17 protein-coding genes and 3 pseudogenes are annotated in these 24,642 nt (G+C 54.4%); 8 read left to right on the top strand and 12 right to left on the bottom strand.

Annotated features, from left to right (window positions below):
* Positions 1–209 precede the first annotated feature (209 nt).
* On the top strand, positions 210–1,367 hold the full coding sequence (locus tag ACYZT6_RS25450; protein WP_462029110.1) for an aminotransferase class V-fold PLP-dependent enzyme: 1,158 nt from the start codon (positions 210–212) through the stop codon (positions 1,365–1,367).
* Positions 1,368–2,072: 705 nt separating this feature from the next.
* Here ACYZT6_RS25450 and ACYZT6_RS25445 read toward each other — a convergent pair.
* The 3 genes and pseudogenes from ACYZT6_RS25445 to ACYZT6_RS25435 form a co-directional block, all read right to left on the bottom strand.
* Positions 2,073–3,404 (bottom strand): IS4 family transposase, encoded by a 1,332-nt coding sequence (locus tag ACYZT6_RS25445; protein ID WP_461974571.1) that lies wholly within the window; start codon positions 3,402–3,404, stop codon positions 2,073–2,075.
* Positions 3,405–3,588: 184 nt separating this feature from the next.
* On the bottom strand, positions 3,589–3,951 hold the full coding sequence (locus ACYZT6_RS25440; protein ID WP_462030012.1) for a recombinase family protein: 363 nt from the start codon (positions 3,949–3,951) through the stop codon (positions 3,589–3,591).
* A 110-nt stretch (positions 3,952–4,061) separates the two neighbouring features.
* Positions 4,062–4,142: pseudogene (locus tag ACYZT6_RS25435) on the bottom strand (type II toxin-antitoxin system RelE/ParE family toxin); the annotation flags it as partial.
* 367 nt (positions 4,143–4,509) lie between these two features.
* Here ACYZT6_RS25435 and ACYZT6_RS25430 point away from each other — a divergent pair.
* A complete protein-coding gene (locus tag ACYZT6_RS25430) occupies positions 4,510–7,290 on the top strand; it encodes an RHS repeat-associated core domain-containing protein (RefSeq protein ID WP_462029109.1) in 2,781 nt (926 codons plus the stop codon).
* A gap of 54 nt (positions 7,291–7,344) precedes the next feature.
* Here the strand turns inward: ACYZT6_RS25430 and ACYZT6_RS25425 are convergent, their stop codons facing one another.
* A complete protein-coding gene (locus ACYZT6_RS25425) occupies positions 7,345–7,737 on the bottom strand; it encodes a recombinase family protein (RefSeq protein ID WP_462029108.1) in 393 nt (130 codons plus the stop codon).
* A gap of 102 nt (positions 7,738–7,839) precedes the next feature.
* Here ACYZT6_RS25425 and ACYZT6_RS25420 point away from each other — a divergent pair, with 102 nt between their 5' ends.
* The 4 genes and pseudogenes from ACYZT6_RS25420 (at position 7,840) to ACYZT6_RS25405 (ending at position 10,766) form a co-directional block, all read left to right on the top strand.
* Positions 7,840–8,238, top strand: a complete 399-nt coding sequence (locus ACYZT6_RS25420) for a hypothetical protein (RefSeq protein WP_462029107.1) — start codon at positions 7,840–7,842, stop codon at positions 8,236–8,238.
* Positions 8,235–9,510, top strand: a pseudogene (locus ACYZT6_RS25415) (Tn3 family transposase). Before ACYZT6_RS25420 ends, ACYZT6_RS25415 begins: the two are co-directional and overlap by 4 nt.
* A 17-nt stretch (positions 9,511–9,527) precedes the next feature.
* A pseudogene (locus ACYZT6_RS25410) lies at positions 9,528–9,874 on the top strand (Tn3 family transposase).
* 640 nt (positions 9,875–10,514) lie between these two features.
* Positions 10,515–10,766, top strand: a complete 252-nt coding sequence (locus ACYZT6_RS25405) for a hypothetical protein (protein WP_462029106.1) — start codon at positions 10,515–10,517, stop codon at positions 10,764–10,766.
* 97 nt (positions 10,767–10,863) lie between these two features.
* Here ACYZT6_RS25405 and ACYZT6_RS25400 read toward each other — a convergent pair whose 3' ends face one another.
* The 3 genes from ACYZT6_RS25400 to ACYZT6_RS25390 all read right to left on the bottom strand — a co-directional run bounded on the left by ACYZT6_RS25400 (position 10,864) and on the right by ACYZT6_RS25390 (position 17,360).
* Positions 10,864–11,214 carry a KikA gene (locus ACYZT6_RS25400; protein WP_462029105.1) on the bottom strand — a complete coding sequence of 117 codons (351 nt, stop codon included), beginning with the start codon at positions 11,212–11,214 and terminating at the stop codon, positions 10,864–10,866.
* A gap of 682 nt (positions 11,215–11,896) precedes the next feature.
* The gene (locus tag ACYZT6_RS25395) at positions 11,897–16,879 is read right to left on the bottom strand and encodes an Ig-like domain-containing protein (RefSeq protein WP_462030011.1); all 4,983 of its coding nucleotides are present in this window, start codon (positions 16,877–16,879) and stop codon (positions 11,897–11,899) included.
* Positions 16,880–17,219: 340 nt separating this feature from the next.
* Positions 17,220–17,360 (bottom strand): hypothetical protein, encoded by a 141-nt coding sequence (locus ACYZT6_RS25390; RefSeq protein ID WP_462029104.1) that lies wholly within the window; start codon positions 17,358–17,360, stop codon positions 17,220–17,222.
* Between the two features lie 871 nt (positions 17,361–18,231).
* Between ACYZT6_RS25390 and ACYZT6_RS25385 the strand changes: the two genes are divergently transcribed.
* The gene (locus ACYZT6_RS25385) at positions 18,232–18,894 is read left to right on the top strand and encodes a hypothetical protein (protein WP_462029103.1); all 663 of its coding nucleotides are present in this window, start codon (positions 18,232–18,234) and stop codon (positions 18,892–18,894) included.
* Positions 18,895–19,035: 141 nt separating this feature from the next.
* Here the strand turns inward: ACYZT6_RS25385 and ACYZT6_RS25380 are convergent, their stop codons facing one another.
* Both ACYZT6_RS25380 and ACYZT6_RS25375 read right to left on the bottom strand, forming a co-directional pair.
* The gene (locus ACYZT6_RS25380) at positions 19,036–19,557 is read right to left on the bottom strand and encodes a hypothetical protein (RefSeq protein WP_462029102.1); all 522 of its coding nucleotides are present in this window, start codon (positions 19,555–19,557) and stop codon (positions 19,036–19,038) included.
* Positions 19,558–20,398: 841 nt separating this feature from the next.
* A complete protein-coding gene (locus ACYZT6_RS25375) occupies positions 20,399–20,653 on the bottom strand; it encodes a hypothetical protein (RefSeq protein ID WP_462029101.1) in 255 nt (84 codons plus the stop codon).
* Between the two features lie 451 nt (positions 20,654–21,104).
* Between ACYZT6_RS25375 and ACYZT6_RS25370 the strand changes: the two genes are divergently transcribed.
* Positions 21,105–21,719: a response regulator gene (locus tag ACYZT6_RS25370; RefSeq protein WP_462029100.1), complete on the top strand. Its 615-nt coding sequence runs from the start codon at positions 21,105–21,107 to the stop codon at positions 21,717–21,719.
* An 807-nt stretch (positions 21,720–22,526) separates the two neighbouring features.
* On the opposite strand, the gene ACYZT6_RS25365 is transcribed toward ACYZT6_RS25370, so the two are convergent.
* The 3 genes from ACYZT6_RS25365 to ACYZT6_RS25355 all read right to left on the bottom strand — a co-directional run bounded on the left by ACYZT6_RS25365 (position 22,527) and on the right by ACYZT6_RS25355 (position 24,583).
* Entirely contained in the window at positions 22,527–22,955 is a 429-nt protein-coding gene (locus ACYZT6_RS25365) for a PH domain-containing protein (protein WP_462029099.1), read from the bottom strand.
* Positions 22,956–23,316: 361 nt separating this feature from the next.
* The gene (locus ACYZT6_RS25360) at positions 23,317–23,883 is read right to left on the bottom strand and encodes a hypothetical protein (RefSeq protein ID WP_462029098.1); all 567 of its coding nucleotides are present in this window, start codon (positions 23,881–23,883) and stop codon (positions 23,317–23,319) included.
* Positions 23,873–24,583, bottom strand: a complete 711-nt coding sequence (locus ACYZT6_RS25355; protein WP_462029097.1) for a two-partner secretion domain-containing protein — start codon at positions 24,581–24,583, stop codon at positions 23,873–23,875. Before ACYZT6_RS25355 ends, ACYZT6_RS25360 begins: the two co-directional genes overlap by 11 nt.
* Positions 24,584–24,642 lie beyond the last annotated feature (59 nt).

The raw sequence follows: 24,642 nt of genomic DNA, 5'->3' as shown, positions 1-24,642 counted from the left end.
GGCTGGTGCATGACTTCAACGGGTTGCCCGGTGCCGATTGTGGCTTTCCAGGAGCGTCACTACGCACTTTGTAATGAAGCTGGACTTCTGTAACGGCGTCCGATCGGGTATTGGTACCGTTCTGTAATCGCGACGCCGCTCACAAGGCTGTGTTTTCGCGTTTTCAATCACGAGCCTCCCGATCCCGGAACACGCTGCGCGAGCCATTTATGAATAAACGTCCGCTGTATTTCGACTACGCCGCCACCACGCCGGTGGATGAGCGAGTCATCAAGGTCATGGTCGAGTGTCTGGGCTTCAATGGCAATTTTGGCAACCCAGCCTCCAGCTCCCACGCATTCGGGCAGCAGGCACGGCAGTCGGTCGAGCTGGCACGGCGTCAGGTCGCTGAACTGGTGGGCGCCCAGCCCGCGCAGATCGTCTGGACCTCTGGCGCTACCGAATCCAACAACCTCGCCCTCAAGGGGGTCGCTCAGGCCCGTGGCGTTGCTGGCGGCCACATCATTACCAGCCTGATCGAGCACAAGGCCATCCTCGATACCGCCAGGCAATTGCAGGAGGCCGGTGTTGCGGTAACCTATCTGGTGCCGGACGCCGATGGCCTGATCACCCCGCAAGCGGTCAGCGAAGCGATGCGTGAAGATACCTTCCTGGTGTCGCTGATGCTGGTCAACAACGAGCTGGGTACGGTCAGCGACATTCCGGCCATCGGCCAGGTGGTGCGTGGCCGACAGGCGCTGTTCCATGTCGATGCGGCACAGGGCGCGGGCAAAGTAGCAATCGACCTGACTGAATGGCCGGTGGATCTGATGTCGTTTTCCGCACACAAAATCTACGGCCCCAAGGGCATTGGTGCGCTGTATGTCGGCCCGCGGGCGCAACAGCGCTTGGTGGCGCAGATTCACGGTGGTGGTCACGAAGGCGGCTTGCGCTCTGGCACCCTGGCCACCCATCAGATTGCAGCTATGGGTGAAGCGTTCGCCCTGGCAGCGGCTGCATTCGATGAGGAAAAGGCTCGGATCGTCGCGCTGCGGGAACGCCTGCTCGATCAATTGCTCGGCATGCCTGGTGTGCGCCTGAACGGCTGTGCGCAGCAGCGCGTTCCGCACACCCTGAGCCTCACCCTCAACGACGGCGAGTTCAATTCGATGGCATTGCTGGCTTCCATCGCCTTCTCCGCAACTTCAGCCTGCAGTTCTGCGAACAATATCCCCTCTCATGTGCTGCTGGCTTTGGGGCATGATGCTCGTTCGGCCAATCGCACCATCCGCCTGAGCCTGGGGCGGTTCACCACAGAGCAGGATATCGATCAAGCGGCACAACTGATTAAAGCGGCCTGCACCAGTGCGCCGGCATTTTGGCAATAGTTCAATAAAGGCCAGCTTTGATTGGCTATTACCCTGTCGTGTTTTGCCTGCCTGCTGGCCGTCGTCGAGGCGCCTGCGGGCTGTGCGACGTTTCGCTGGCGCTATGCGGCTGATCTAGACGTGTGAGGACCAGGCAGCGAAACTGACCGGTCCTTACCCTCCTTTTTAAGGTCGCCCTGCCGGTGGCGCAGATTGCGGCAGCCGAAGGTCGGCGGTCGCCGTGAGTTTTTCCTGCAAGCTGCCGCACGACGACCTCGCGTGGCGAAAGGGGCCTGCACTGGCTGCACAGCGAAGCAGTGCAGTGACGGGGTTGATGCCTGGGCAACTGACTATGCCCGGCCGACGCCAAGATTACCAACTGGGCCGTAAACGCGAAATCAACGCTCTGGACAACCAAGAGCGCTCTCCAAGCAGCACCAAATTAGCGCCAGGACCGCAGTAGCGAATAGTAGGAGACGCCAACACTCTGCAAGCGTTGTGCGCACAGAGCCTGGTGACTGGGCAAGCCTGTCATGCAGCGATTGGCGGCAGGTCGAGTTGCCGGCTGCGTATTCGCCAAGATTTTACTTGGCATTGGTCGATCATACTTGTCTGTTGCCTCAGTAGATCGGCCTTTGGAGCATTCGGTGAATGCATGCAACGTGATCTGTCTTAGAGAACCACGCCTTGCATGGCTGACTCCCCTCTCTTATAGGGTAATGCTGTTCACTTAAGCGGAGCAGCCTTACGGTCCACTGGAAACCGGGTTTTTGAAATTTTCACTGTCCTTGGCCTCGAAGGCCTTGGGCGGTGATCCAGAAACAATCCCCCTATCCCTGCTCTCAACTCAGCCAAGCGTCTTCCTGTGGCTGAAATCGGATTAGCCGCCGCCATCACGATCAGTTGCACGGCGATGTACTGACAAACGGGTTTGAAACGGATGTCCGAGGGGGCCCGGCCAAACGTCACCGCCGCCTGACTGGCCTCTCGACGAATCACGTTGTAAGCCAGCAAAAGCCCCCACACTTCCTGATAGACCAGCTCGACTTTTTTACTGCGCAAGGTCATCGCGTTCTGTTGCATCGAACTCTTGATGTCTCTGAAGCCCAACTCGATTTCCCAACGCTCCTGGTAAAGTTTGGCAACGGCTTGAGTGTTGTAGATCTTGGCCGGCAACGACGTCATGACGGTCTTCACCTTGCCTTTAATTTCATAACTGACTTCGCGTACTTCCCAGTGCGTTGGAAGATCCGGGTTTCGCTTTCTGGCCTGCGGCGAGACTTTCATACGCACTAAACGGTCGTACTGGCTGTAACGGGCCACTTCCTCGCAGATCAGTCCTTTTTTTGCCGGGATCAACCAATGACGGTTGATGCCTGCTCCGCTCAGGCTCGACAGCAGCTCGGCACCCCAGAAACCTTTGTCGAACAGCGTCACCGAGTGGTCGGGGATCTGCTGCAAAAATTCGTCGGCCAAGCGCATTTCACTGCGTCGATAAGGGCTCAATTGAGCATCCATGATCACGTGCGAACGCACATTCATCAGGGCCACCAGGCGCAGCATCGGAAACGGCGTCTGGCGGTCGCTTGGAGTGTTTCCCGACCCGAAGTGATCTCGAAGCTCGGGCGTATCCGGAGTACGCAAAAGTGCACCGTCCACCGCGAATACCTGCAGATCATGCCAGGCATCGTCGTCATAGCGCTCCGCCCCCCATTGGGTCCCGGTCTTGCGGAATAACCACTCAACAGGATCGGCACCGAGTCGCTTGCGCGCCTCGGTTACACCACTGCGGGCCAATAAGTGGTCGGTGGCCAGGCCTTGAGCGCAGATGTTCAAACGTCTGGCCACCTCATGAACCGGCTCGTCACGAAACAACGCCATACCGAGCACCAACCAGAGCACTTGGTCAGCGGGCAGGCGACGTCGGCGAATGGTCGCCTGACTGGAAAGATCCAGCGCAGACGCTACCCACTCGATGGGAATGTTTTGGGTGAAAGTACTCAGGTCACAGAAGTTGAAAAGGTCGCCGAGGTCGAGCAGATCTTGTTGAACAGACATAAAAAATCCGATGCCAGAAGTCTGGCATCGGATTTTCGGATAAGCCCGGCTTGGACTCAAATACTTAAGTGAACAGCATTACTCTTATAGGGAGGCTTAGTCGCTCACGGGAAAGCGATCGCATATTGGGGTCGCCTCATAAAACGGAATTTAAAGTACGTTAAGCATGAAGCCGGTCATCAACTTATGATGCCAGCACTTTGTAACCCGTCGAACGCCCAATCTTCAGTTGTTTGGCAATCTCCATCGCACTGACACCCTGATCGTGGAGCGTGAAGATCTCGGCTTTATCCACCGTAGGCTTACGGCCAAACTTCACGTCCCTGGCCTGTGCTTCCAGCTGGCCCTCGTTGGTGCGCTCCAGTATCCGCAGACGCTCGGCCTTAGCCAAGACTGACAGGATAGTCACCTCCATTTTGCCCATGGTGCCCTCAGTGCTGATGCCGTCATCCAAAAAGCGAATGGCCACGCCCATGTCGTCAAACGCTTTAATCAGCTGGATCATGTTCGCGGTATCGCGACCAAGCCGGTCGAGCTTTTTGACCAGGACAACATGGGGAGCCTACAGAATTCTGAAAAAATCGTACTTCGCTAAGGTTTTCCGATCAGTCGTAGGCCCGCCAGTTTGATGTGTTCCATTCCTGGCTCAGCCAAAACCTATCGGTCTTCGCGGGTGTGCCACAGGCGCAACAGGTAGATTGTGGAATCCACTATCTCGTAACGCATCTCGTATTGGCCCAGTGGGACCGAAGCAACAATTTGACGACATTTAGACTTCCCGTCACCGCCCAAACGATCGTCACTTTCATGTAGGGTTACCCAAATCGCTCATAGAAAGGCGTGTCGTGGCGTATTGGTGGAATGATCCAGATCCTCAGGATCTTATCGGCTCTTACCGTTGAAGCGCTCGCCTGGCGGCCAGGCATGACCGATATAGGTCGTATCGATTCAGCGATTCAACGCAAGTTTATCGATTGGACGGCAGCTTTCGAAGCGTCACGACGAAACCGCCTCCCACACACGCGCATGAGCCTGCAACGACCATCGCGTGCTGCAATCTCATCGAAAATACCGAGCCCCCCCCCGACTTCCCTAAGGGTGCTGTATGACTAATTCCGAACTTCACCGTCACACCCCGACGCTGCAGGTGTACGATCCCAGCGGCTCGCCGGTGCGCAGCGTCGCCTATTACCGGCGCTGCTCCTCGGAGCAGCCGCAACCCCGCGTCACCGCGACTGCCACTCGGCGGGCGGGGCGGGTGAGTCAGCACTGGGACCCGCGGCTGTTTGCCCTGAGTGCGACCCCAAGCGCCGACACCGCCAACCTGTGCGGCCTGACCTCCCTGTCGGGTCGGCCCTTGTTGACTGACAGTGTCGACGCCGGCTGGCAGTTGCATTTATGGGGCGCGGCGGGCGAGTTGCAGTTGGCCTGGGATGGCCGCGGCACCCGCACCCGGCAGACCTACGATGTGCTGTTGCGGCCGATCGCGGTGTTTGAGCAGCGCCTGGACGCACCGGAGCACTGCATCGGCTTGACCACCTATGGCCGCCAGACGCCCGAGGCGCTGGCGCGCAATCAGTGCGGCCAGCCGGTGCGGGTGGACGATACCGCCGGGTGCCGTCAGCTCCACGGCTACAGTCTAAAAGGGGCGCCGTTAATCGAGACTCGGCGCTTTTTGCGGGAACTGACAACCCCCGACTGGCCGCCTGCGATCGAGGATCGGGAGGCCTTGCTCGAGCCTCAGCAGGCAACCACCCACTGGCGCTACGATGCGCTGGGCGCGTTGCGGCAGCAAACCGATGCCCAGGGTAACAGCCAATCCACCGACTACAACGTTGCCGGGCAAACCGTGGGCAGCCGCTTGCTACTGAAGGGGCAGACTGAAGCGACGACGGTGCTGCGCGACCTCGGCTACAACGCCTGGGGCCAGCTCACCACGGAAACCGCGGGCAATGGCGTCACCAGCACCGCCACCTACCGCCCCGATACCGGCGTCCTGCAACGACTGATGGCGCAGCGGGCCGATCACCGCTGTGTGCAAGACCTGCACTATGCTTACGACCCGGTCGGCAATGTGCTGAGCATCAGCGATGCCAGTCAGTCGATCCGCTATTTTGCCAATGCGCGGATCGACCCGGTCACAACCTACACCTACGACAGCCTGTCGCAATTGATCGAGGCCACCGGGCGTGAAGTGGCCAGCAGCGGTCACGGCCCTGAGGTGCGGGTGGCGACGGACCCCAGCCAGTTGGTCAACTACACACAACGTTATGCTTACGACGCGGCCGGTAACCTGCACACCCTGCAGCATCAAGGGGCGCGACGTTACACGCGCCAGATGCAAACCGCCGAGCGCAGCAACCGCAGCCTACTGCAGGCTGCGGGCGGTCCCGTGCCGGAGGCCCAAGCGTTCAACGCCGGTTTTGATGCCAACGGCAATGTGCAACAGCTGCAACTCGGGCAGGCACTGCACTGGGACGGGCGTAATCAGCTGTGCCAGGTCACGCCAGTGGTCCGCGAGTCTGGGGCAGCCGACAGCGAACACTACGTGTATGACGGTACGGGGCAACGCCTGCGCAAAGTGCGCCTCAGTCTGGCCAAAGAGGTGCGGCACATAAGCGAAGTGCGCTATCTGCCGGGGCTGGAGCTCCGTGAAGACAGTGCCACGGGCGAGACGCTGCAGGTCATTAGCCTCCAGAGCCCGGGGCGCAGCAGCGTCCGGGTGTTGCACTGGGTGACGGGCACTCCGCCAGGCGTGCGCAATAACCAACTGCGTTACGGCGTCGGTGACCACTTGGGCTCCAGCACCCTGGAGCTGGACCGCGAGGCCCTCCTGGTCAGCCAGGAGGGCTATTACCCGTACGGAGGCACTGCCTGGTGGGCGGCGAGCCAGCAAAGCGAAGTCAAGTACAAGACCGTGCGGTATTCTGGCAAAGAGCGCGATGCCACCGGCTTGTATTACTACGGGTTTCGTTATTACGCCCCGGGCTGGGGACGCTGGTTGAATCCGGATCCGGCCGGCACCGTGGATGGGTTAAACCTATATCGGATGGTTAGGAATAACCCTCTATCCAAAAAAGATGACTTTGGAACTGAGTCTAGAAGTATCAGTCGTCGAGAATACTATATGGCAAAAATAAAAGATTATATTCCGAATAAAATTAGTTCGTACTTCGCACCACCGGGTGTAAATTTGCGACCTGGCCGCAGAGGCAGCGACGGCAACTATAGACCCTCTAATTCATTCAAAATTAAAAAGCTTTCTGATGAAAATGCCCGCCTCATACTCTCTGACTTTGAGAAGGAATACAAACGACTTGAGTCAGCTTTTGACGAGGATAGTTCCGATATGTCGGAAGAAAGTATTGATAATGTAAGAATCGCCTCTCACTTGGCTGGCAACACACTTCCAAATTTATACAAAGGCAATAAATATGCATTGGTCGACAAGCACAATACAGCTTATGCTTTCGCCCAATTAACTAAAAACCAAGCAGGTAGATCGATCGAAGTCAACGTGGTAATGTCACACCCCTACACCCAATTTTCTAAACATGATAAAGAAAATGAAAGGGTATCTGAAATAACGGCGGGTGAAAATAAAAATTATTACATCAAGGGGGCCGGAAATGTGTTAACTACCCTGGCGATTGCGAAAGAGATAAAAAATGCAGGCTTTAGAGTAAAGACAATTACCACAAATGCTATTAATATACGCAGTCAGGATCTGGCCCATAAACTAGGAGCATCTAATGATAGCGCATCGGGGGTGCTAGCCCCTTCGTATAACCGTAATAATCGTCGGGGAGGTTTTGTGTTAGAGCCAACGGTGGCCCCTGAGGATTTAAATATTCTAGATGTCAATACAGGACGTTTGTACATATAGGGGGGCACCTCAGAAAACGGAATTTAAAGTACGTTAAGCAAACCGGTCATCAATTCACGATGCCAGCGCTTTGTAGACTGTTGAGCGGCCAATCTTTAGCTGCCTGGCAATCTCCATCGCGCCGATACCCTGATCACGCAGCGCGAGTACTTTGAGCTTGTCCACAGTAGGTTTGCGGCCGAACTTGACACCCTTGGCCTTTGCTTCGCCTTCGTTAGTTCGCTCCAGTATCCGCAGGCGTTCGGCTTGAGCCACGGCTGGCGAAATGGTCACCACCATTTTTCCCATGGTGCCCTCTGTGCTGATGCCGTCATCCAGAAACCTGATGGCAACTCCCATCTCGTCAAACTCTTTAATGAGCTGGATCATGTCCGCAGTATCGCGACCGAGCCGGTCGAGTTTTTTCACCAGAATCACATCGCCTTCTTCGACCTTGAGCCGGAGCATCTTTAGGCCTTCGCTTCAAATGGCTGCCCGATACCTTATCGGTAAAAATCCGGTTTGCCCTGACATTTTCTGCTTTGAGCGCCTTTATCTGTACATCGAGGGGTGGCCACCGTCACCGACGAAATCATCGACCTGCACGACCGTATCGTGGGCAAGCTGTTTAACGCGGCCAAGAATAAACACCAGAAACAGTTCCAGGCATCCGGCAAAGCGATCAACGCCAAGGTGCGCCTGTATAGCCGCATCGGCCAAGTCCTACTGGATGCCAAGCAAAACGGTGACGATCCGTTTGCCGCCATCGAAGCCGTCATGTCCTGGGACGCTTTTACCAAGAGCGTCACCGAAGCGCAAAAGCTCGCGCAGCCCGAAGACTTTGATTTTTTGCATCACATTGGTGATAGCTACACCACGCTGCGCCGCAATTCATCGACGTACTCAAGCTACGGGCTGCGCCCGCGGCCAAGGACGTGTTCGATGGTATTGAGGTGTTGCGCGCAATGAACATCAACAACTCCCGCAAGGTACCCATCGATGCCCCAACCAGCTTCATCAAGAAACGCTGGAGGAAACTGGTGATAACTGACGTCGGTATTGACCGACGCTATTACGAGCTGTGCGCGCTATCGGAACTGAAGAACGCACTGCGTTCCGGCGACATCTGGGTGCAGGGATCGCGTCAGTTCAAGGATTTTGAGGACTATCTGGTATCACCTGAAAAAATCGGCCGTCTCAAGGCCAGTGAACTGCCGCTGGCCGTGGTCACCGACTGCGACAAGTACCTGCATGACCGTCTGGCTCTGCTAGAAGCGCAGCTTGTCATCGTCAACCGCATGGCGTTAGCCAACGATCTGCCGGATGCCATCATCACAGAGTCCGGCTTGAAGATCACTCCGCTGGATGCGGCAGTGCCGGAGACAGCGCAGGCGCTGATCGACCAAATTGCGATGGCTCTGCCGCACATCAAGATCACTGATTTGTTGTTAGAGGTGGACGAGTGGACGAGGTTCACCCGGCACTTCGCGCACCTGAAATCGGGCGACGAAGCCAAAGACAAGTACCTCCTACTGTCCACCCCCTTGGCCGATGCGATCAATCTGGGCCTGACCAAGATGGCCGAGTCTTGCCCTGGCACTACCTACGCCAAATTGTCCTGGCTGCAAGCTTGGCCTATCCGTAACGAAACCTATTCGACAGCACTGGCGGAGTTGGTGAACGCGCAGTTACGTCATCCATTTGCCGCGCATTGGGGAGACGGCACCACGTCATCGTCAGACGGTCAAAATTTCAGGACGGGAAGCAAAGTCGAGAGCACGGATCACATCAACCCGAATATGGCAGGAGCCCGGGGCGAACGTTTTATACACATATTTCCGACCAATACGCCCATTTCATATCAATGTAGTCAACGTGAGACTGCGCGACTCGACCGATGTGCTAGGCGGCCTGCTGTATCACGAAGCCGACCTGCGCATTGAGGAGCACTACACAGACACAGCAGGCTTCACCGATAACGTCTTCGGGTTGATGCACCTGTTGGGCTTTCGCTTCGCACCGCGCATCCGTGACCTGGGCGACACCAGGCTGTTTATTCCTAAGGTCAATATGACTTATGACGGGTTTGAGTCGATGATTAGTAAAAACAAGCTGAATATCAAAACCATTCGTACTCACTGGGATGAAATCCTGCGGCCAGCCACCACCATCAAGCAGGGCGCCTTAACGGCCTCCTTGATGCCAAAAAGCTCGGCAGCTATCCGCGTCAAAACGGCTTAGCCGTCGCCCTGCGCGAGTTGGGCCGCATCGAGCGCACATTGTTTATTTTAGATTGGTTGCAAAGCGTTGAGCTGCGCCGCCGCGTGAATGCCGGGCTGAACAAGGGCGAAGCGCGCACTGCGCTGGTCAGGGCTGTGTTCTTTAATCGGTTGGGCGAAATCCGTGATCGCAGTTTCGAACAGCAACGTTACCGAGCCAGCGGCCTCAACTTGGTGACGGCTGCAATAGTGCTGTGGAACACCGTTTACCTCGAGCGGGCCGCCAACGCATCGCGTGGACATGTCGCGTTGTCGATGAATCGCTATTGCAGTACCTGTCGCCGCTGGGCTGGGAGCACATCAACCTGACCGGTGATTACCTGTGACGCCGCAACGCCAAGGTAGGCGCGGGAAAATTAAGACCGTTACGACGACTGCAAATGGCTTAGCGTACTTTGAAATCCCTTTGCTGAGGCGACCCCATATTCGGCTCATCGATTGTTTTTCATGATTATTAACTTAAATATTACGTGCTGTCGCGCCATTGACTGGTGTTCGGCGTGGGCAAATGTATTTTGATCGACCCTCCCATAATCTCTGGGATTCCGGCGACTGGTCGCATTCGTGGGTGCTGCTGGGGCGGGTGAAATTATACGAATTCATGAGTTCGGAAGGCGTGACTTGTGAAAGATGCCAATCGTTTATGGTCGCGTCTCAGATTTCATATGGCGCGTAACAATGAAAATAAAAAACAGGACTATGATGTGTTCAAAATAAGAGGCGTTTTGCAGGCGAATCGTCAGTTGATTGACTAGATCGGCTGGGGGGCGGATTATCCTCCACCCATTGGGCATCCCAAGCGTTGTTTAGCGGCTTATTAGAGAAAGTTAAATCACTGATGCAAGGATTTCTACCCAAGTCGATAGGTAATACCTAGTCACTTAGAGGTAGAGACCATGGTATTCCTCAGGGGATAGCCTAGAATTTAGGCGGGTGACGGGTCTCATAATCAGCAAGGAGGTCGTTATGCATACCAAGGCTCAACTAGCAGTGGCGGATATACTGGTGGCCTGTAGGGCTCTCGACGATTTTGGTAAGCAAGCCATGTCCATCTTGGCGCAAGGCGCACCATATCCGCTGGACGATAGGGACCGAGTTGAATTAAAACGCGCAATAGACATTTTTCGACATACGCTTGGCACGATAGATCCCTTCATTTCTTACACGATCAGACAGGCCAATTATTTAACCCCGCAGCCCACGCTGCCTTTCTTGTAGAGGACCTAGAAAGTACCCATCCCGGTCCATCCCGGTGGGGTAATGCTGGGCTCGGCGAAGAAGCTTGCTCGGTTTTTCAGCAACGAACGTCGTATCGTTATCTTCTTCTCACTTTGCCAAATTTGTCGTTGACTTCCTGGGTTTTTCCTCGGTCCGCAGTCGAGCAGCTATTAGTGAACGTCAATCGCTTTCTCGCCGTAGCATTCCAGTCCATCACACCTTTTTTTCGGTAAACCAAGATGTTGAAGTGGTCCGTAATAGCACTGTCGCATCCAGTCGTGTCAGTGCCGCTGAGCAGCTTCCACATGCAAAGGTTCGTTATGCAGGGGTCTTGATGAGCGAAGGCTGACGACGCGCCGAAAACAACGGTGCCCAGGATCAGGCTCTTGATATACTTGCCCGGAGCGAAACGTTTTTCAGTCCGATACAGAGTGCCAGTAATTTTCATGGGAGGTCCTCGATGCGGGCCGGGCAGTGCCAAGCGTGTGGAATTTCGCAATATATGCCAATACAGCGCGCGGTGCTTTCATTGTCCCAACTGAACATACTCTAACACGACCCAGTTACACACTTCTCATATAATGCGGGGACGTGCAGCTGTCCTGACTTCTATCGAGTCGGACGGTAGCGGCGGAGGATAACTGCCCATAGAGAAACTTTTACCTCCACGTCACTAGCGAGGCCGCCGGCCCCATTCAAGCTGGTTGCACTTGCGCGCCAGTCGCTATGCTTGGCGTACCACAAAACGTTCTTCACAGGTTTTGCCAGCAAAGCGGTCTTTGATCTCTCTAAACACTGCTGCCCGGCAGCTGTAGACCATGCGCTAATTACCTCGATACGCTTGGGGATGAAGTCGATGTATAGCGCGTCATCAAAAAACGGAAGAACGTATCAATATTGCACATCATAGCACCGGTGAGATGTGTTTGTTCGCACGAACATCATCAAATCAAATCGGCGTTCTAGTTTCTGTATTCCCCGGGGCTCCGTGGAGCGAAAATGCTGAAGAACCTACTTACCCCCAGAGAGGCATACAAAAACGGCGAGAAAAATCATCTCCGAGCATGAATATTATTGATTTTCCCCTCCGCCCCAAAAGAGGTAGTGATGTCAATCCAAGCACTAAAGTATTAATGAATACAAGCATAATGATGCTTGCTGTGGTCGACGCCGCCCGTGTCATTAGTACCATTATGCATGCGGAAAACAAAGTGGCTAATAGCTCCACTCGTGCCTTCATCGCGAGTCCAGTAGTTGGGCGATAATCCACCGCAGGTGCTATTAGGACCTAAAGGCCAGCCATGCTTCAAACACATGTCATAATTCGTACCTCCACTCGTATAACTATTAAATATTGATCTTAGTTCGGATTGACTTGGAAGTTTAGCCCCTGATTCTACACATGCGCGGTTGGCCTCGCGCCATAGTTTTGGATCAGCTTGAGGCTTGACAAACTCAGAGATCAACACCGCAACCACCGAGTAGCGGACATCAACGGTTGCGGCCATGTTACTCCCAGCGGCGTCCTTAACCTGGAAGGTAACTGACGTTGCACCACTAAGAGTCGTCGGCGTCCCCGTCACTTTTCCGGTGCAGGTGTCAAGTAACATGCCAGCAGGCAATATCCCGGCCGCAACTGAATAGGCATAGCATTGCCCCGGCAACAAGTGACCGCCGCTGGCAGTGAGGGGCTGGAACTCAGGGGCTTGACGGTCAACCTTTAGTAGCTGCGCGGTATGGTCGAGTATTGCTGAAAAGATCTGCGCTACCGAGTATGAGACCGTGCTGGTGGTAGTGGCGGTGACCCCGTTGGCGTCCCTAACCTGAAAGGTTATGGACGCGGCGCTAACTGGCGTTGGAATTCCCGAGACCACACCCGTGTCGGCGTTAAGGGACATACCCTGCGGCAATGTACCGCTCGCCACCGAATAAACATAGGGCGGACGACCACCGCTGGCAGTGAGCGGCTGGAACTCAGGGGCTTGACTCCCCTCCTGCAGCAACTGCGCGGCGGTGTTGGCGGACGCAGTCGTGGCCGCATTCACCGTAAAACTCACATTGAAATCAATCACGGCTCCATCCGTGTCCGTTGCCTTAAAATTGATGTCAGTTGCAGTTTGTTCGACTGTCGGACTGCCCGATACAAAACCACTCGAGGTATTCAACAATAGGCCGGCCGGCAACGGTTCGCTTGAGTATCTGATCTCTCCTTTCCCACCGATCACGTGAAACGGCTTAACATTGATGCTGGGCTGACCCACGGTGAGTATTTGCGCTGCTAAACCGCTGTTGGGAACTATCTCAAGCACGGCCACAAAGGTGGTATCCACACTCACGGCCTGACCATTCACGGTCGCCGTGACGGTGCTGACCCCGGCTTTGGTGTTGGTCAGCGTGACCTGCACCTGGCCCTGGTCGTTGGTCACTGCCGAGGCGTCAATCGTTGCACCGTTGCTGGCTGTGAAGGCCACGCTCTGAGCCGTCAGCGGGTTGCCGTGGGCATCGGTCACCGTGGCGGTCACCGCGTTGCTGTGAATGCCGCTGGCCAGTGCACCGTTGCTGCTGACCACCAGGTTGCCTGAAGCGAGGGTGGCTGTGCTGGTGTCCGCCACAAAGGTGGTATCCACACTCACGGCCTGACCATTCACGGTCGCCGTGACGGTGCTGACCCCGGCTTTGGTGTTGGTCAGCGTGACCTGCACCTGGCCCTGGTCGTTGGTCACTGCCGAGGCGTCAATCGTTGCACCGTTGCTGGCTGTGAAGGCCACGTTCTGAGCCGCCAGCGGGTTGCCGTGGGCATCGGTCACCGTGGCGGTCACCGCGTTGCTGTGAATGCCGTTGGCCAGTGCACCGTTGCTGCTGACCACCAGGTTGCCTGAAGCGAGGGTGGCTGTGCTGGTGTCCGCCACAAAGGTGGTATCCACACTCACGGCCTGACCATTCACGGTCGTCGTGACGGTGCTGATCCCGGCTTTGGTGTTGGTCAGCGTGACCTGTGCCTGGCCCTGGTCGTTGGTCACTGCCGAGGCGTCAATCGTTGCACCGTTGCTGGCTGTGAAGGCCACGTTCTGAGCCGCCAGCGGGTTGCCGTGGGCATCGGTCACCGTGGCGGTCACCGCGTTGCTGTGAATGCCGCTGGCCAGTGCACCGTTGCTGCTGACCACCAGGTTGCCTGAAGCGAGGGTGGCTGTGCCGGTGTCCGCCACAAAGGTGGTATCCACACTCACGGCCTGACCATTCACGGTCGCCGTGACGGTGCTGACCCCGGCTTTGGTGTTGGTCAGCGTGACCTGCACCTGGCCCTGGTCGTTGGTCACTGCCGAGGGGTCAATCGTTGCACCGTTGCTGGCTGTGAAGGCCACGCTCTGAGCCGCCAGCGGGTTGCCGTGGGCATCGGTCACCGTGGCGGTCACCGCGTTGCTGGCCGCGCCGTTGGCCAGTGCACCGTTGCTGCTGACCACCAGGTTGCCTGAAGCGAGGGTGGCTGTGCTGGTGTCCGCGATAAAGGTGGTATCCACACTCACGGCCTGACCATTCACGGTCGCCGTGACGGTGCTGACCCCGGCTTTGGTGTTGGTCAGCGTGACCTGCACCTGGCCCTGGTCGTTGGTCACTGCCGAGGGGTCAATCGTTGCACCGTTGCTGGCTGTGAAGGCCACGCTCTGAGCCGCCAGCGGGTTGCCGTGGGCATCGGTCACCGTGGCGGTCACCGCGTTGCTGGCCGCGCCGTTGGCCAGTGCACCGTTGCTGCTGACCACCAGGTTGCCTGAAGCGAGGGTGGCTGTGCTGGTGTCCGCCACAAAGAACACTGAAACGGTATCTGTAGAGGCGTCGTCACCATCAATCCTCGCCGTCACTTCGGTTTTCCCAGCTTTACTACCCTGTAGCTTAACGCTGAAGCTTCCCTCGGCATCGGTGATGACACTGCGAACAATCATAGCTTCATTAGTGGCAACCAACCCTACTGCCACACCTTCAACCGGGTTTCTATTTCCATCAATCAACATCCCGGATAAGGTGACATCATCCTTCCCGACCATCGCAGTTTCTTTATTTACCTTGAGGTCAATGTGTGCCGAGATCACGTCCGGGATGAAATAAACATCAACTGCATGGGTTTTACTATTGGCTTGCCCCGTGACAGCCATCTTCCCGGCGATACTGCTCGAAAAGCTCAGCCGAGCCAAGCCATCTGCATCAGTCATCGCAACCTGGGTGCCTCGCGTTATCGTGCTGTCCAGAGTGAAGCTGACTTCTGCGCTGGAGATCGGACTACCAGCTTCATCTTTCACCATAGCTTCCACAATATTTTGTGAAGAGCCATTCGCCGGTGAGCGATCATTGATTATCTGCAACTCGATGGAGCCAGCGATAAGAGGTTGTCCTTCAAGGACCTCCAAATGGTAACTGTCGTTGGCCACTTCGAGGAAATGTTGATGGACGCTTGAAAGATCAGCAGCATGAACCGTTGGAATGAGGAAGGCTGTAGCAGCTCGCAAAACATTGCCCGCAGACGCCAGCCATGTTTCAACAACCCCTACCTCCTTCCTCAGCGAAGCAATGCGCGGCATGTAGAGTCGTGCAATAACGGTAACATGTTGCGTCTCTGCGCCTGGGGCCGCTGTGATCACGCCGGACAGGGGATCGATCGTCACCAGCTGCGAATTGTTAGCCAACTCATAACGCACAATGCCTGACGCTGGCGTTCCGCTGAGCATCGGAGAGGGTTGAGAAACCGGGCTGGCCAATAGCGGGTTAGCCTGAACGGCTACGCTCTTCGAAGTGAAACCAAATGCGTGATATTTGGCCTCTTGTTTATAATTCAAAATAATATTGTAATTACGATCAACGAAGTTTTGCTTTGCCTGAGCCAAGGGCCTGATGGCGATCGAACCGGCAGGGTTCAACTGTTTATAAAGGTCCTGATCAAAACGCCAGTTAAAGTCAATACCGAATTTAAACTGACCATTTCCGCCATCAAGCTTTTGATGCTCGGAAATAACGCCGATGAGGGGTATGGGCTGCCATCTCACTCCCACACCATACCCGGCCGGATCCGTTTTTAACTTACCGCCTCCGAAAGCATCGACGCCCTTACCACTCCATTGAAAATATTGTGCCGTAGCTGCCAACTGCGGCACGCCCGGAATCAAGGTTTCTGCTCGTGCATCCCAACCTGAGGCAGGACGCTCGAACAAATTCATTCGATTGGGATCGGAGTTCAGGCGGTGCTGGTCAGACTTTCTCCATCCGCTGACAGGAACATACGTATTTGAAGCCAAACGTGCCGTATTGCCCCACACTTCTGTACCAAACCCCGCACGGGTATGGCTGCGGCTGAAGTCCTGGTCGATGAAGGCATTACCGCCTAGCATTAGGCCTGGGTTGATCTGGCGACGATAACCAAGACCCAGGTTTGCGATGTTGCGATCATCGAAAGTGCGGCTACCTATTTGAGCAAAAAGAATGTCGTCATTGCTTTGCAAAAGTGGATGCAAATAGTCAAGATTAAGATCAAGCGAATTAGCTCTAGTACTGACTTGTACGCCGACCTGAGCGCGCCCAAAGGGCTTCAGAACCTCTTCCAGACCTGAAGAGATCGCCCTGGTGGCAGTATTGGTTGCAGTGGAGACACTATGGTGGGCCAAGAAATTTGCCGGCGCGGAACGACCTCGAACTTGCTGCTTATAACCCTCCCCTGCTTGCAGAGCAGCGTTCGCCAAAAGCATTTCGAAGTCTTGCTGATTTTTCTTTGTATCCACTCCCTTTCCGATTCTATTCACCGGCACAGGCGCTGGGATCAAAAAAACATCACCTTCTTTAAGGTTTTTTAGTGCTGTGTCACCTAGGACCAGCGTGTTGAGCTTACGCAACTCTAGCTCGGAGCGGTTCACCTTCAGTGCGAGTGAGCCGAGTGTCTCACCTTTAGCTAGCGTATGTGTGCCATAGGCAGGGTACAGGCGCGACTCGCCAGTAGCGTGGCGGGGAATCAATATGGCTTGCCCCGCCCAGCCTGCTTGCGAGGCTTGGTTTTGTAGAGTCGTCAGCGTCGATTCGGAAACACCAAAACGGGCAGCAATGTGCGCGTTTGTTTCTCGCTCTGCGGGAATCACCAAAACATACTCTTGTGCGGGAGAAGCAGCATAGTGCTGGCTTGTGTGGTGCGGGCTCGGATTAACTCCATTTAGAAGAGGAGATGCGACCGTACTGGCAATACTAAATAATTGCAGTGACAGACATATAAAAGCCGTAGATTGAAAAGAAGAAATATTACGATGAAGCAGCCCAAAGCGCATATTTGCAAGACGTCCGTTTCTGATAATTTTCGCAATGAAAATTCACATTGACACGTCATCCTTGACGGCGAGTCTTTCGATCATAGACTGGAAATACTTAAATGCACTGCAAGTATGTAACAAAATATTTATGTGAATTTAAAACCAAACTGGAGCATTAACCAGTCTCCGCCACTCTGCGACAGCAGTTATGCCCGATCTGCAGCACCACGCCGCCAACCAACGGCCGTGTTTCGATGGTGGCCACCGACGCGGCCGGCAATGCCAGCGCATGGGTGCTCTCGGGTAACAGCGACACCACCGCGTCCTTGCTTACGGCGGTGCGCTAAACGTCACTTTCCCTCGCGCCGACGAGGCGCAGAGTAGCGTCAGTCACGTCAATAGCACGGTGTATATCGATCCGGTGGCGCAATATTTTCGTCTTCACGCCAATTATTTAACAGTGTTAAGGATCAGCTTCTTGATGTACTTGCCCAGGCGAAACGTTTTTCAGCCAGGTACAGAGTGGCTGCCGTAGTTTTTCATGGAAGTGTCCTAAGCAGGGCGCCGGGCCGTGCGGATTACTCGCTCATACAGTTTCAACGTCGCCAAGGTCGCGACAGGCAATCGCTAGCTCGGCCAAATTTGCACACTACCCCCTCAATGCCAAGTCTTTTAGCCAGGCTGTACACAGCAGTCCGGACGGGGTAGGGGGAGGTAAATGTCCATATTTGTCGCAGCCTCTTGCTAAGGTAGGGATGAATGCCCTGAGTGGCCGTCCGCCTCAAATTCGAGCGGGGCGCCCCAAGGCGTTTGCGGGTAAATCTGTCAGAACTCAGGCAAAGTTAAATGTCGTCAATTACAGCTATGCCCCGCTGCGCCTCCACCACCACACTGAGTCCTTGAGCTCATTCTAACAACCATACATCTTTTGCAAAATAGTTCCTCTATTCGTTTGTAAATCGCGTCCTCTTAAAAAAGGTGAGCATTACGAAGAGAGTGCCAAAGGGCTACAGGTTATCGATGATAATCACCAGTGTAGGGTTGGCGACATCCAGGCGAACATAAGGTTTCGTTCGGATGGTGTCAGCAGCCCTCATGTTGATAGCGGGCTAACCTGTATGACCAGGCACGAACGAAGTCATACACGCAGAAAAGATACACTCACCCGTAATGAACGGACCGGCACGGTGCAACAGCGTTTACTAAAGAATGTTCACCGTGAGGGTGTTCATGAAGGCGTAAATGGCAAAGTGTTCGCAATTCGTGTGTTTAGACGTTCAACAATTACAAGCAAAGCAATGGAGATTTACCTCATGGAAAGAATTACGAAATTCATGGCCAGTATCGGCCTTGCGTCTGTACTGTTAACTTGTAGTCATGTGCCGAGGCTTGCAATCGCTGCAAGCGACGATTCTGGTAGGCATACAGTATCAGTCGTAACCCCAACTCCCGCCCGGAGCATTAGCTTCAATCAGGTGAAGCGCGTTGCACCTGCATTCAACGCCGGCGGCGAGCGCACGGCGTTTTTGCTGTTAAGCGCAGACGATCAAACCCTGTTGGACATTTATCTGTTGCGATCGACCCTCAAGGAGGGCTACTCGGTGCAAAGCCACCGATGTGAGAAGCCCGAGGTAGAGGTGAGGGTGCAATGGAGGGGGAGGCGATTTTCTCAATCCAGCGAACACCCAACAGTCGTCAACCTGACGATCCACTCAATCACCCCCACCGAAGCCATCATTGACGTCTCCGGAACATTGATCAATCTTGCGACAGGCACTTACGTGAATGTGTTGTCGACGGGCATACGTGTGAGTGGTGAGAACCTAAAAATGCTGGTGGATGAAATCTGAAGTGTTGCAATGACTCAGGAGGTCCGGCCTGTACCGGACCTCTCCAGCCGAGAATGAGCCTACACGGGCAATATGCGCCCGCAAAGAAAAAGGATCCCGGTGCCCTCGCCTTGATGGGTGCATACCTGTTTTGAAAAACCACTACCACCTACTCGAAGCATCGGTCAGAGCTTCAAGGTCTGGCCCCTGAATTGTAAACAGGCTCTGTGGCAAATGGATGAAGTCACCCGATTCGGGGTGTACCAATCGGGCCAACACCTCGATGACGGCTTCCTGCTCCGAGAGGGTTCTGACGGCGAAAAACGTCTGTGTCGGAAGTTTAACTGATTCAACGTAACAGCGTCCGTTCCAGTTTGCGCTAACTGTTTGTGCCTTGTTTTGATCGTAAAACTCGTGTGCTGAATAGCCAGGACTTAGGCTGAGGCGATCCACCGTGATCGCGAAGTAGTTTTGTGGGGCTGTGCGAGTGTAAAAGAACAACGTGACCGATAAAGGACTAATGGCGCCCACTTTCACCAATGGCACCGCTCGTACATGGATATCACTGAGCTCTGGGCTCGTAGTCGTGTTAACAAGGTGATCCGCGACAGGCTCATTGCGGGTACAGGCAATTAACAAAAACGCGATTAACCCCATGACAATTAGTTTCATGGTTGTTGTCATTGACAGGTTCCTTGCCTGTAGCTGTTGAGTATCAGGCTGAACGGCATGATGGTCGAGCGTATCAGCCACCATTCTGCAGGTTTTTGCCTTTCCCTCGAGGTGGGGCACATGGCTGCTGCTTCCTCACAGTAGGGGCCCATACCTTCTCTGTGGCACTGGCCAAGGGGCGTGTTAGCGTGTAGTGAGCCTCTCGGCTCCGTCGACAAAAATGTCATAATTTTTTTGCTCAAGGTGGACAGCTGAATGGAAGGCGTGATTACAGGAGTGAATAGTGGGATTCGGTTTGTCGGTCAACAAAGGAGTGTATGTGGCTCGGTTCTTCGGGGGGGGATAATTCACTCGAGTGAGGCAACTTCAATGACTGCGCAATGTTAAGAAGGCTGATCCGTGTTGACCGTGTTGACCGTGTTCAGTGGGTAGGCTGGCGCATTCGCGACAAGCTCTCTCAGATTGGCGTCAGCCTAAGAGAGTGATGTTATTGGCATCTCGCCCCACGCCGATGACCGAGCCCCAGACATACCCAAACAAACAGCGACTTTTCGCATTGCATTGTCGCCACGGGGTTGTACGCGGTATTTCCATATGTGGGTAGAGAGCTAGGTGGGGGGTAGGCAACTTTGTTGCTACCGTCCCCGCGCGAATGTGAATTAGCAGGGGGGCGGTCCAAGCAACTTGAATACAGCAATCGTGAGGGCCAGGGTGAGTAGTGAGATCAAAGCGCTGCGCGACTAATACTCTCTGACCATGGGGTTGTTGGCTTGAACTCATGTTGATGCAAAATGCCGCTTGAGTCACCGCGCGAAAGTATAAAAACACGTTCGCTTTTTCTGGTCTTGCTGTCTCAGACAAGATACAAAGTGGGTTTTTTAGGCTCCTTAGGAGTAGTGGGGCCGGCATTCCAAAGAAGCGGAGTCAAGGCGTCGAGTGTACGACGCATAAGAGTGAATGTGCCTTTGAGTAATAGTATTTCATCCTCCTCCAACCCCAGTTCCTCAGGTCCGTCCAGAATATGGATTTTTACCTGTTTACCCAAGTTGTTGAGTGTGTCGATGGTTTGAAGGATATCTATTATCGCAATACGTGCTTGTGTATTCATGGGTTGGCGCCCCTGAAGAGTTAACGTTGATAACCTTCTAGAGTAGAGCTGAGCAGGCTAAAAATTGCCATCTCGAATTTGTTAATTTTCATCAGAAGTTATCTTTTGTTTATAGGCTGATTTTAAAGTGTGGGAAGTGGCCACGGTATCGCCAAGTGCGGACCACGCTGGCGAGAGGGGGTGGCCCATCATGGCCCGCTGCTGGAAGTGTGTTCGGCCATGCGCGGCGATAGGAGGGTGGCATAGGTTGTGTGGCGCGCGCCCCTCCCATTGTCACCAATTAAATGCGGCAAATACGGCAGGCGGAACGAACAGAGGATTTTGTGAATACTTATTAAATGCGGTCATTTTCGCCATCTTTGCTGCGCTATCGTCTTTATGCGGGGATGCCTTTCTGTATCTTTAGCAGCAATCTAGAAATGTCTACATCCCGTTTCTTATTGAGGTAGTGATGTCCAGAGTGATCGTTATCGACAGTCAACCACTTATTCGTGCTGCAATTAAATCAATTCTGGATGAGCAGGGGCATATTTTAGTTGCGGAGACGGATAATGGCGTTGACGGGCTAAGGTTGGTGTATGTGCATCGGCCCGATCTGGTTGTATTGGATATTTCCGTGCCCAAGATAAGTGGAATGGCGCTTATGCAGAAAATTTATGAGTTCGACAAAACCATCGAGTTACTGGTATTGACAAGTTATTCAACGGCGCCTTGGTTTCATCGCTGTAGAGCTGCTCACGCCTCGAGGATTCTGTCGAAAAATTGCTCCCTAGAAGAACTCAAAAGCGCGATCAATCGTTCGGGCTCCGGCCATGATTTTTTGAATGAGCATGGCCTCTTTTCGGAAACATATACTGAAGAGGAGCAACTGATTGCCGCGCTTTCCGATCGAGAGCTGACAACCCTCCAATTGCTCGCGCAAGGGATGAAGAATAAGGAAATAGCAATTTTCCTGGGAATCAGCAATAAGACGGTCAGCACCTACAAGACTCGCGTGCTGGGTAAGCTGAATATACCATTATCAATTCATCTTCTTGAATTTGCGAGGCGTCACGGCTTAGGTTAGTCAAACTGACGGATTTGAATGAAAGGGCATGGGCTGCTCAGCTACGCACCTAGCCAAACGAGTGTCGCAGGTAAGTCTGGACAGCGGTAAACGCTGCCTATTGGGCTCTCGCTGCCGGACAAGGCCGATCTAGGTGTACTTCGAATCGGCTGATGCCACCTGTACACCTCTTTAACATGCCCTGGCAGGGCTGGAACGCCAATGAACACATTAAAACGTTATCAAATCGCTTTGCAGTTTGTGCTGTTGTTATTGGGAGCGGTTGCCCTGAGCAGTCCGCATGTTCATGCAGAAGAGTCGTGCCAGATTCGTCTCGGGCAAACAGAGGTGGATTTTGGTATATCCAAGCTCCGGGAAATGCCCCTCGTCTGGATACTCACAACCTGTACGCCGTCGGCACGCGTCATGTGCCTCTCAGTGCCAGTTGCCCCTCCAGTTCCAAGCTGATCCTAGCCGAGCGTTTTCGCTTTGCGTCCCGCGGCCAGATGCAGGTACGCCTGAGCAACGCCTTGCTCGACGGCCGTGCGGTGGATTTGGCATTGATTCGGGCAATGGGTGATGTGCCTGGCAGGCAGCGTCCATAATTGACGTGGCACCGAACCTTGATTGTACCCGTCAGGGGCGGCTTGGCCGCCGAGGGTAGTTTGCTGTCGTTACAACCCCGGGGGGGGGCTGGATGAATTCAAGGCGCACGACAACAAGGCACTTGAGGGTAAAATACGCGAGTACTGATCGCCTATACGGCGTGCGCGCGTATCGTCAACTGGGTCGTAAGGGGGGGCAAGCCCAAGATGGCCGTGAGGGAAGTCAAGGCAGCCTGGATTCGCTAATTTCTTCCTGGGTATGGAGAAATGCGCGCCGGAACACCAAGGGTCTGGAAATTCCGGGCAAAGGAGCTTGCGGATTGCCAGCCCCGGAGACAATGATCGTGCCAAAGTTGAAAATGCGGCCGAGAATGCCTTGGTGCACTTGGATACTTTCAATTTTATGAATGTTTATTTCGATAGTGGCGCGTTTAATAAAACCAAACTTGGCGATTACGCGTTTGTTGGTTACGGCAAGCTCCGTGGTGAAATAGCGAATCGCGGCGATGGCCAACAATATCAGCCCGATACCGAACAACGCGGTGAAAATAATCCCAGGCACAATCAGGGGCATCATCGCCCAGATACTGATTTTCCCCTCGTAAATGATTTTCTCGCCTTTGGTAATGGCGCTGTCGATGTAACGTCCCATATGAATATCCTTGATTGATGAACCCGTTAGTCACTTCCTGATGAGCCTCTAAACGCATGCCCCTCGTTGCTAATCAAGACGTCGTTTTTCGCCTCAGAAAACGAAACATAAAGTCGTTTAAGCGTGCTTAGTGGCTGGCAATCAGAGGAGGCAAGAGTGAGTGAATCATGCTCTTCCAGCGTCATCTTGGGCTGGGGGCTCTCCGGCAAGGTTGATTCTCTTGAGCCGCCCCTATAGTCCGGCTAGATGGGCAGAGGAGAGACTGGAAGGGCTGCTTCGCAGAGACCCCTGCGAAGCAAGTACCCGGATAGGCGAATTACGCGCAGGGTTATAGCGAGTCACTGCCTATCATGTATCAACCTTAAAAGGTCGTGGCTGAGGTGCCAATCGTTGCCGAGCTCACCGGCTCCAGCGGGCTCGGCCAGGAAAGGAAGCTTGATAATTCGGAAAGCTTGTGAAAGGTGGTGCCGTGCTGGGTAGTCACGTAGCTGTCCTGAAGAGTCACCGCACTGTTATTGCCTTGAAACCAGCTAAGTCCGGAATTTTTACCGTTGAGGAAAACCTCGCCCCTCATGGCATCGAGTGCGGCGCCACTGACCCACACCCGGTCACCAGCGGAAATATCAATGTTGCCGTCAGTCGACTCAACCGAGTTACCGTAAATGGCCACTCTATCTTTGGACTTGATGTCAATATTCTTGGCGGCCACCAAGTTAGCCAGGACGTGAGTTCTGCCATCGCCGTTTATCTTGATGGCACCGCCCGACGTAATATTTCCTGCGAGTACCATATTACCGCCTGAGGAAAGGCTGACTGAACCATTAAGATCATCTAGCGAGGTCGCCGTGATGCCGCCCAATGACCTGACAGTACCTAGCGCTTGGAGGGATACTGCGCCGGCCGACAACTGGCCACTGTCATGGTCCACGTCCCCCCCCTTTAGCCGTTCCGTCCAGCGTGACCTGTAGAAAGCGGTTTTCGGTGGGCATGGTCAGCATAAACTTATCCGCCGAGACCATCTGAATGGTGCCGTTGGGTACCGTGATCGAACCTTTATTCTCGATCGTCCCTGCACCGGCGAGCACCACATAGCCCCCCGAGCCGGCGGTGATTGTCCCGCTGTTACTGATCATCCCGGTACCGCCGGTGGTAAAGGTGCGACTGCCGTTCATGAACTCCTTGGCGTCGATCGCGCTGGTGCTGGCGACCAGCGAACCTACGTCCACACTCGAGCCCTTACCGAATACTACGCCGTTGGGATTGACGAGAAACAAGGCCCCCGTAGAACTCAGGTTGCCGTTGATCTGGCTGGCAGGGCCGGCAATCTGGTTCAAGGTGGCGCCGCCTGTGGGCACCTGAAAATGAACCGCGTGGCCTTGGGCAACATCAAACGAGTTCCAGTTGATTACGGCGTTTTGTGAGCCTTGGTCAATGGTCATGGTATTGCCGACAGTACCGATGCTCACCGAGCCTTGGTTGACAATACCGCCGCTTGGCAATAGGTCAGCTACCGCCATGGTGGACATGGATGCTTGCAGCATGGTGGCTGCCAGGAGACTGAGGGCGGCGGGAAACACGCTTTTTAGCATTGGCTTTGAAGATGAGGAAGAATATTGGGGGTTGGTCATGAAAACTTCCCTGCATTTGAAAAGGCAAATAACCAAGAAGAAACCGTCCGTGTCTTCCC

Source organism: Pseudomonas sp. RT6P73 (genome assembly GCF_054897715.1).
This window is presented reverse-complemented; position numbering and strand designations above follow the sequence as displayed.

Bases quoted from the DNA above. Each gene is read 5' to 3' on its own strand.
- ACYZT6_RS25425 (WP_462029108.1), bottom strand. From the start codon at position 7,737: ATGCTCCGGCTCAAGGTCGAAGAAGGCGATGTGATTCTGGTGAAAAAA.
- ACYZT6_RS25380 (WP_462029102.1), bottom strand. From the start codon at position 19,557: ATGACAACAACCATGAAACTAATTGTCATGGGGTTAATCGCGTTTTTG.
- ACYZT6_RS25375 (WP_462029101.1), bottom strand. From the start codon at position 20,653: ATGAATACACAAGCACGTATTGCGATAATAGATATCCTTCAAACCATC.
- ACYZT6_RS25450 (WP_462029110.1), top strand. From the start codon at position 210: ATGAATAAACGTCCGCTGTATTTCGACTACGCCGCCACCACGCCGGTG.
- ACYZT6_RS25400 (WP_462029105.1), bottom strand. From the start codon at position 11,214: ATGAAAATTACTGGCACTCTGTATCGGACTGAAAAACGTTTCGCTCCG.
- ACYZT6_RS25405 (WP_462029106.1), top strand. From the start codon at position 10,515: ATGCATACCAAGGCTCAACTAGCAGTGGCGGATATACTGGTGGCCTGT.
- ACYZT6_RS25365 (WP_462029099.1), bottom strand. From the start codon at position 22,955: ATGGGACGTTACATCGACAGCGCCATTACCAAAGGCGAGAAAATCATT.
- ACYZT6_RS25430 (WP_462029109.1), top strand. From the start codon at position 4,510: ATGACTAATTCCGAACTTCACCGTCACACCCCGACGCTGCAGGTGTAC.
- ACYZT6_RS25445 (WP_461974571.1), bottom strand. From the start codon at position 3,404: ATGTCTGTTCAACAAGATCTGCTCGACCTCGGCGACCTTTTCAACTTC.
- ACYZT6_RS25370 (WP_462029100.1), top strand. From the start codon at position 21,105: ATGTCCAGAGTGATCGTTATCGACAGTCAACCACTTATTCGTGCTGCA.
- ACYZT6_RS25355 (WP_462029097.1), bottom strand. From the start codon at position 24,583: ATGACCAACCCCCAATATTCTTCCTCATCTTCAAAGCCAATGCTAAAA.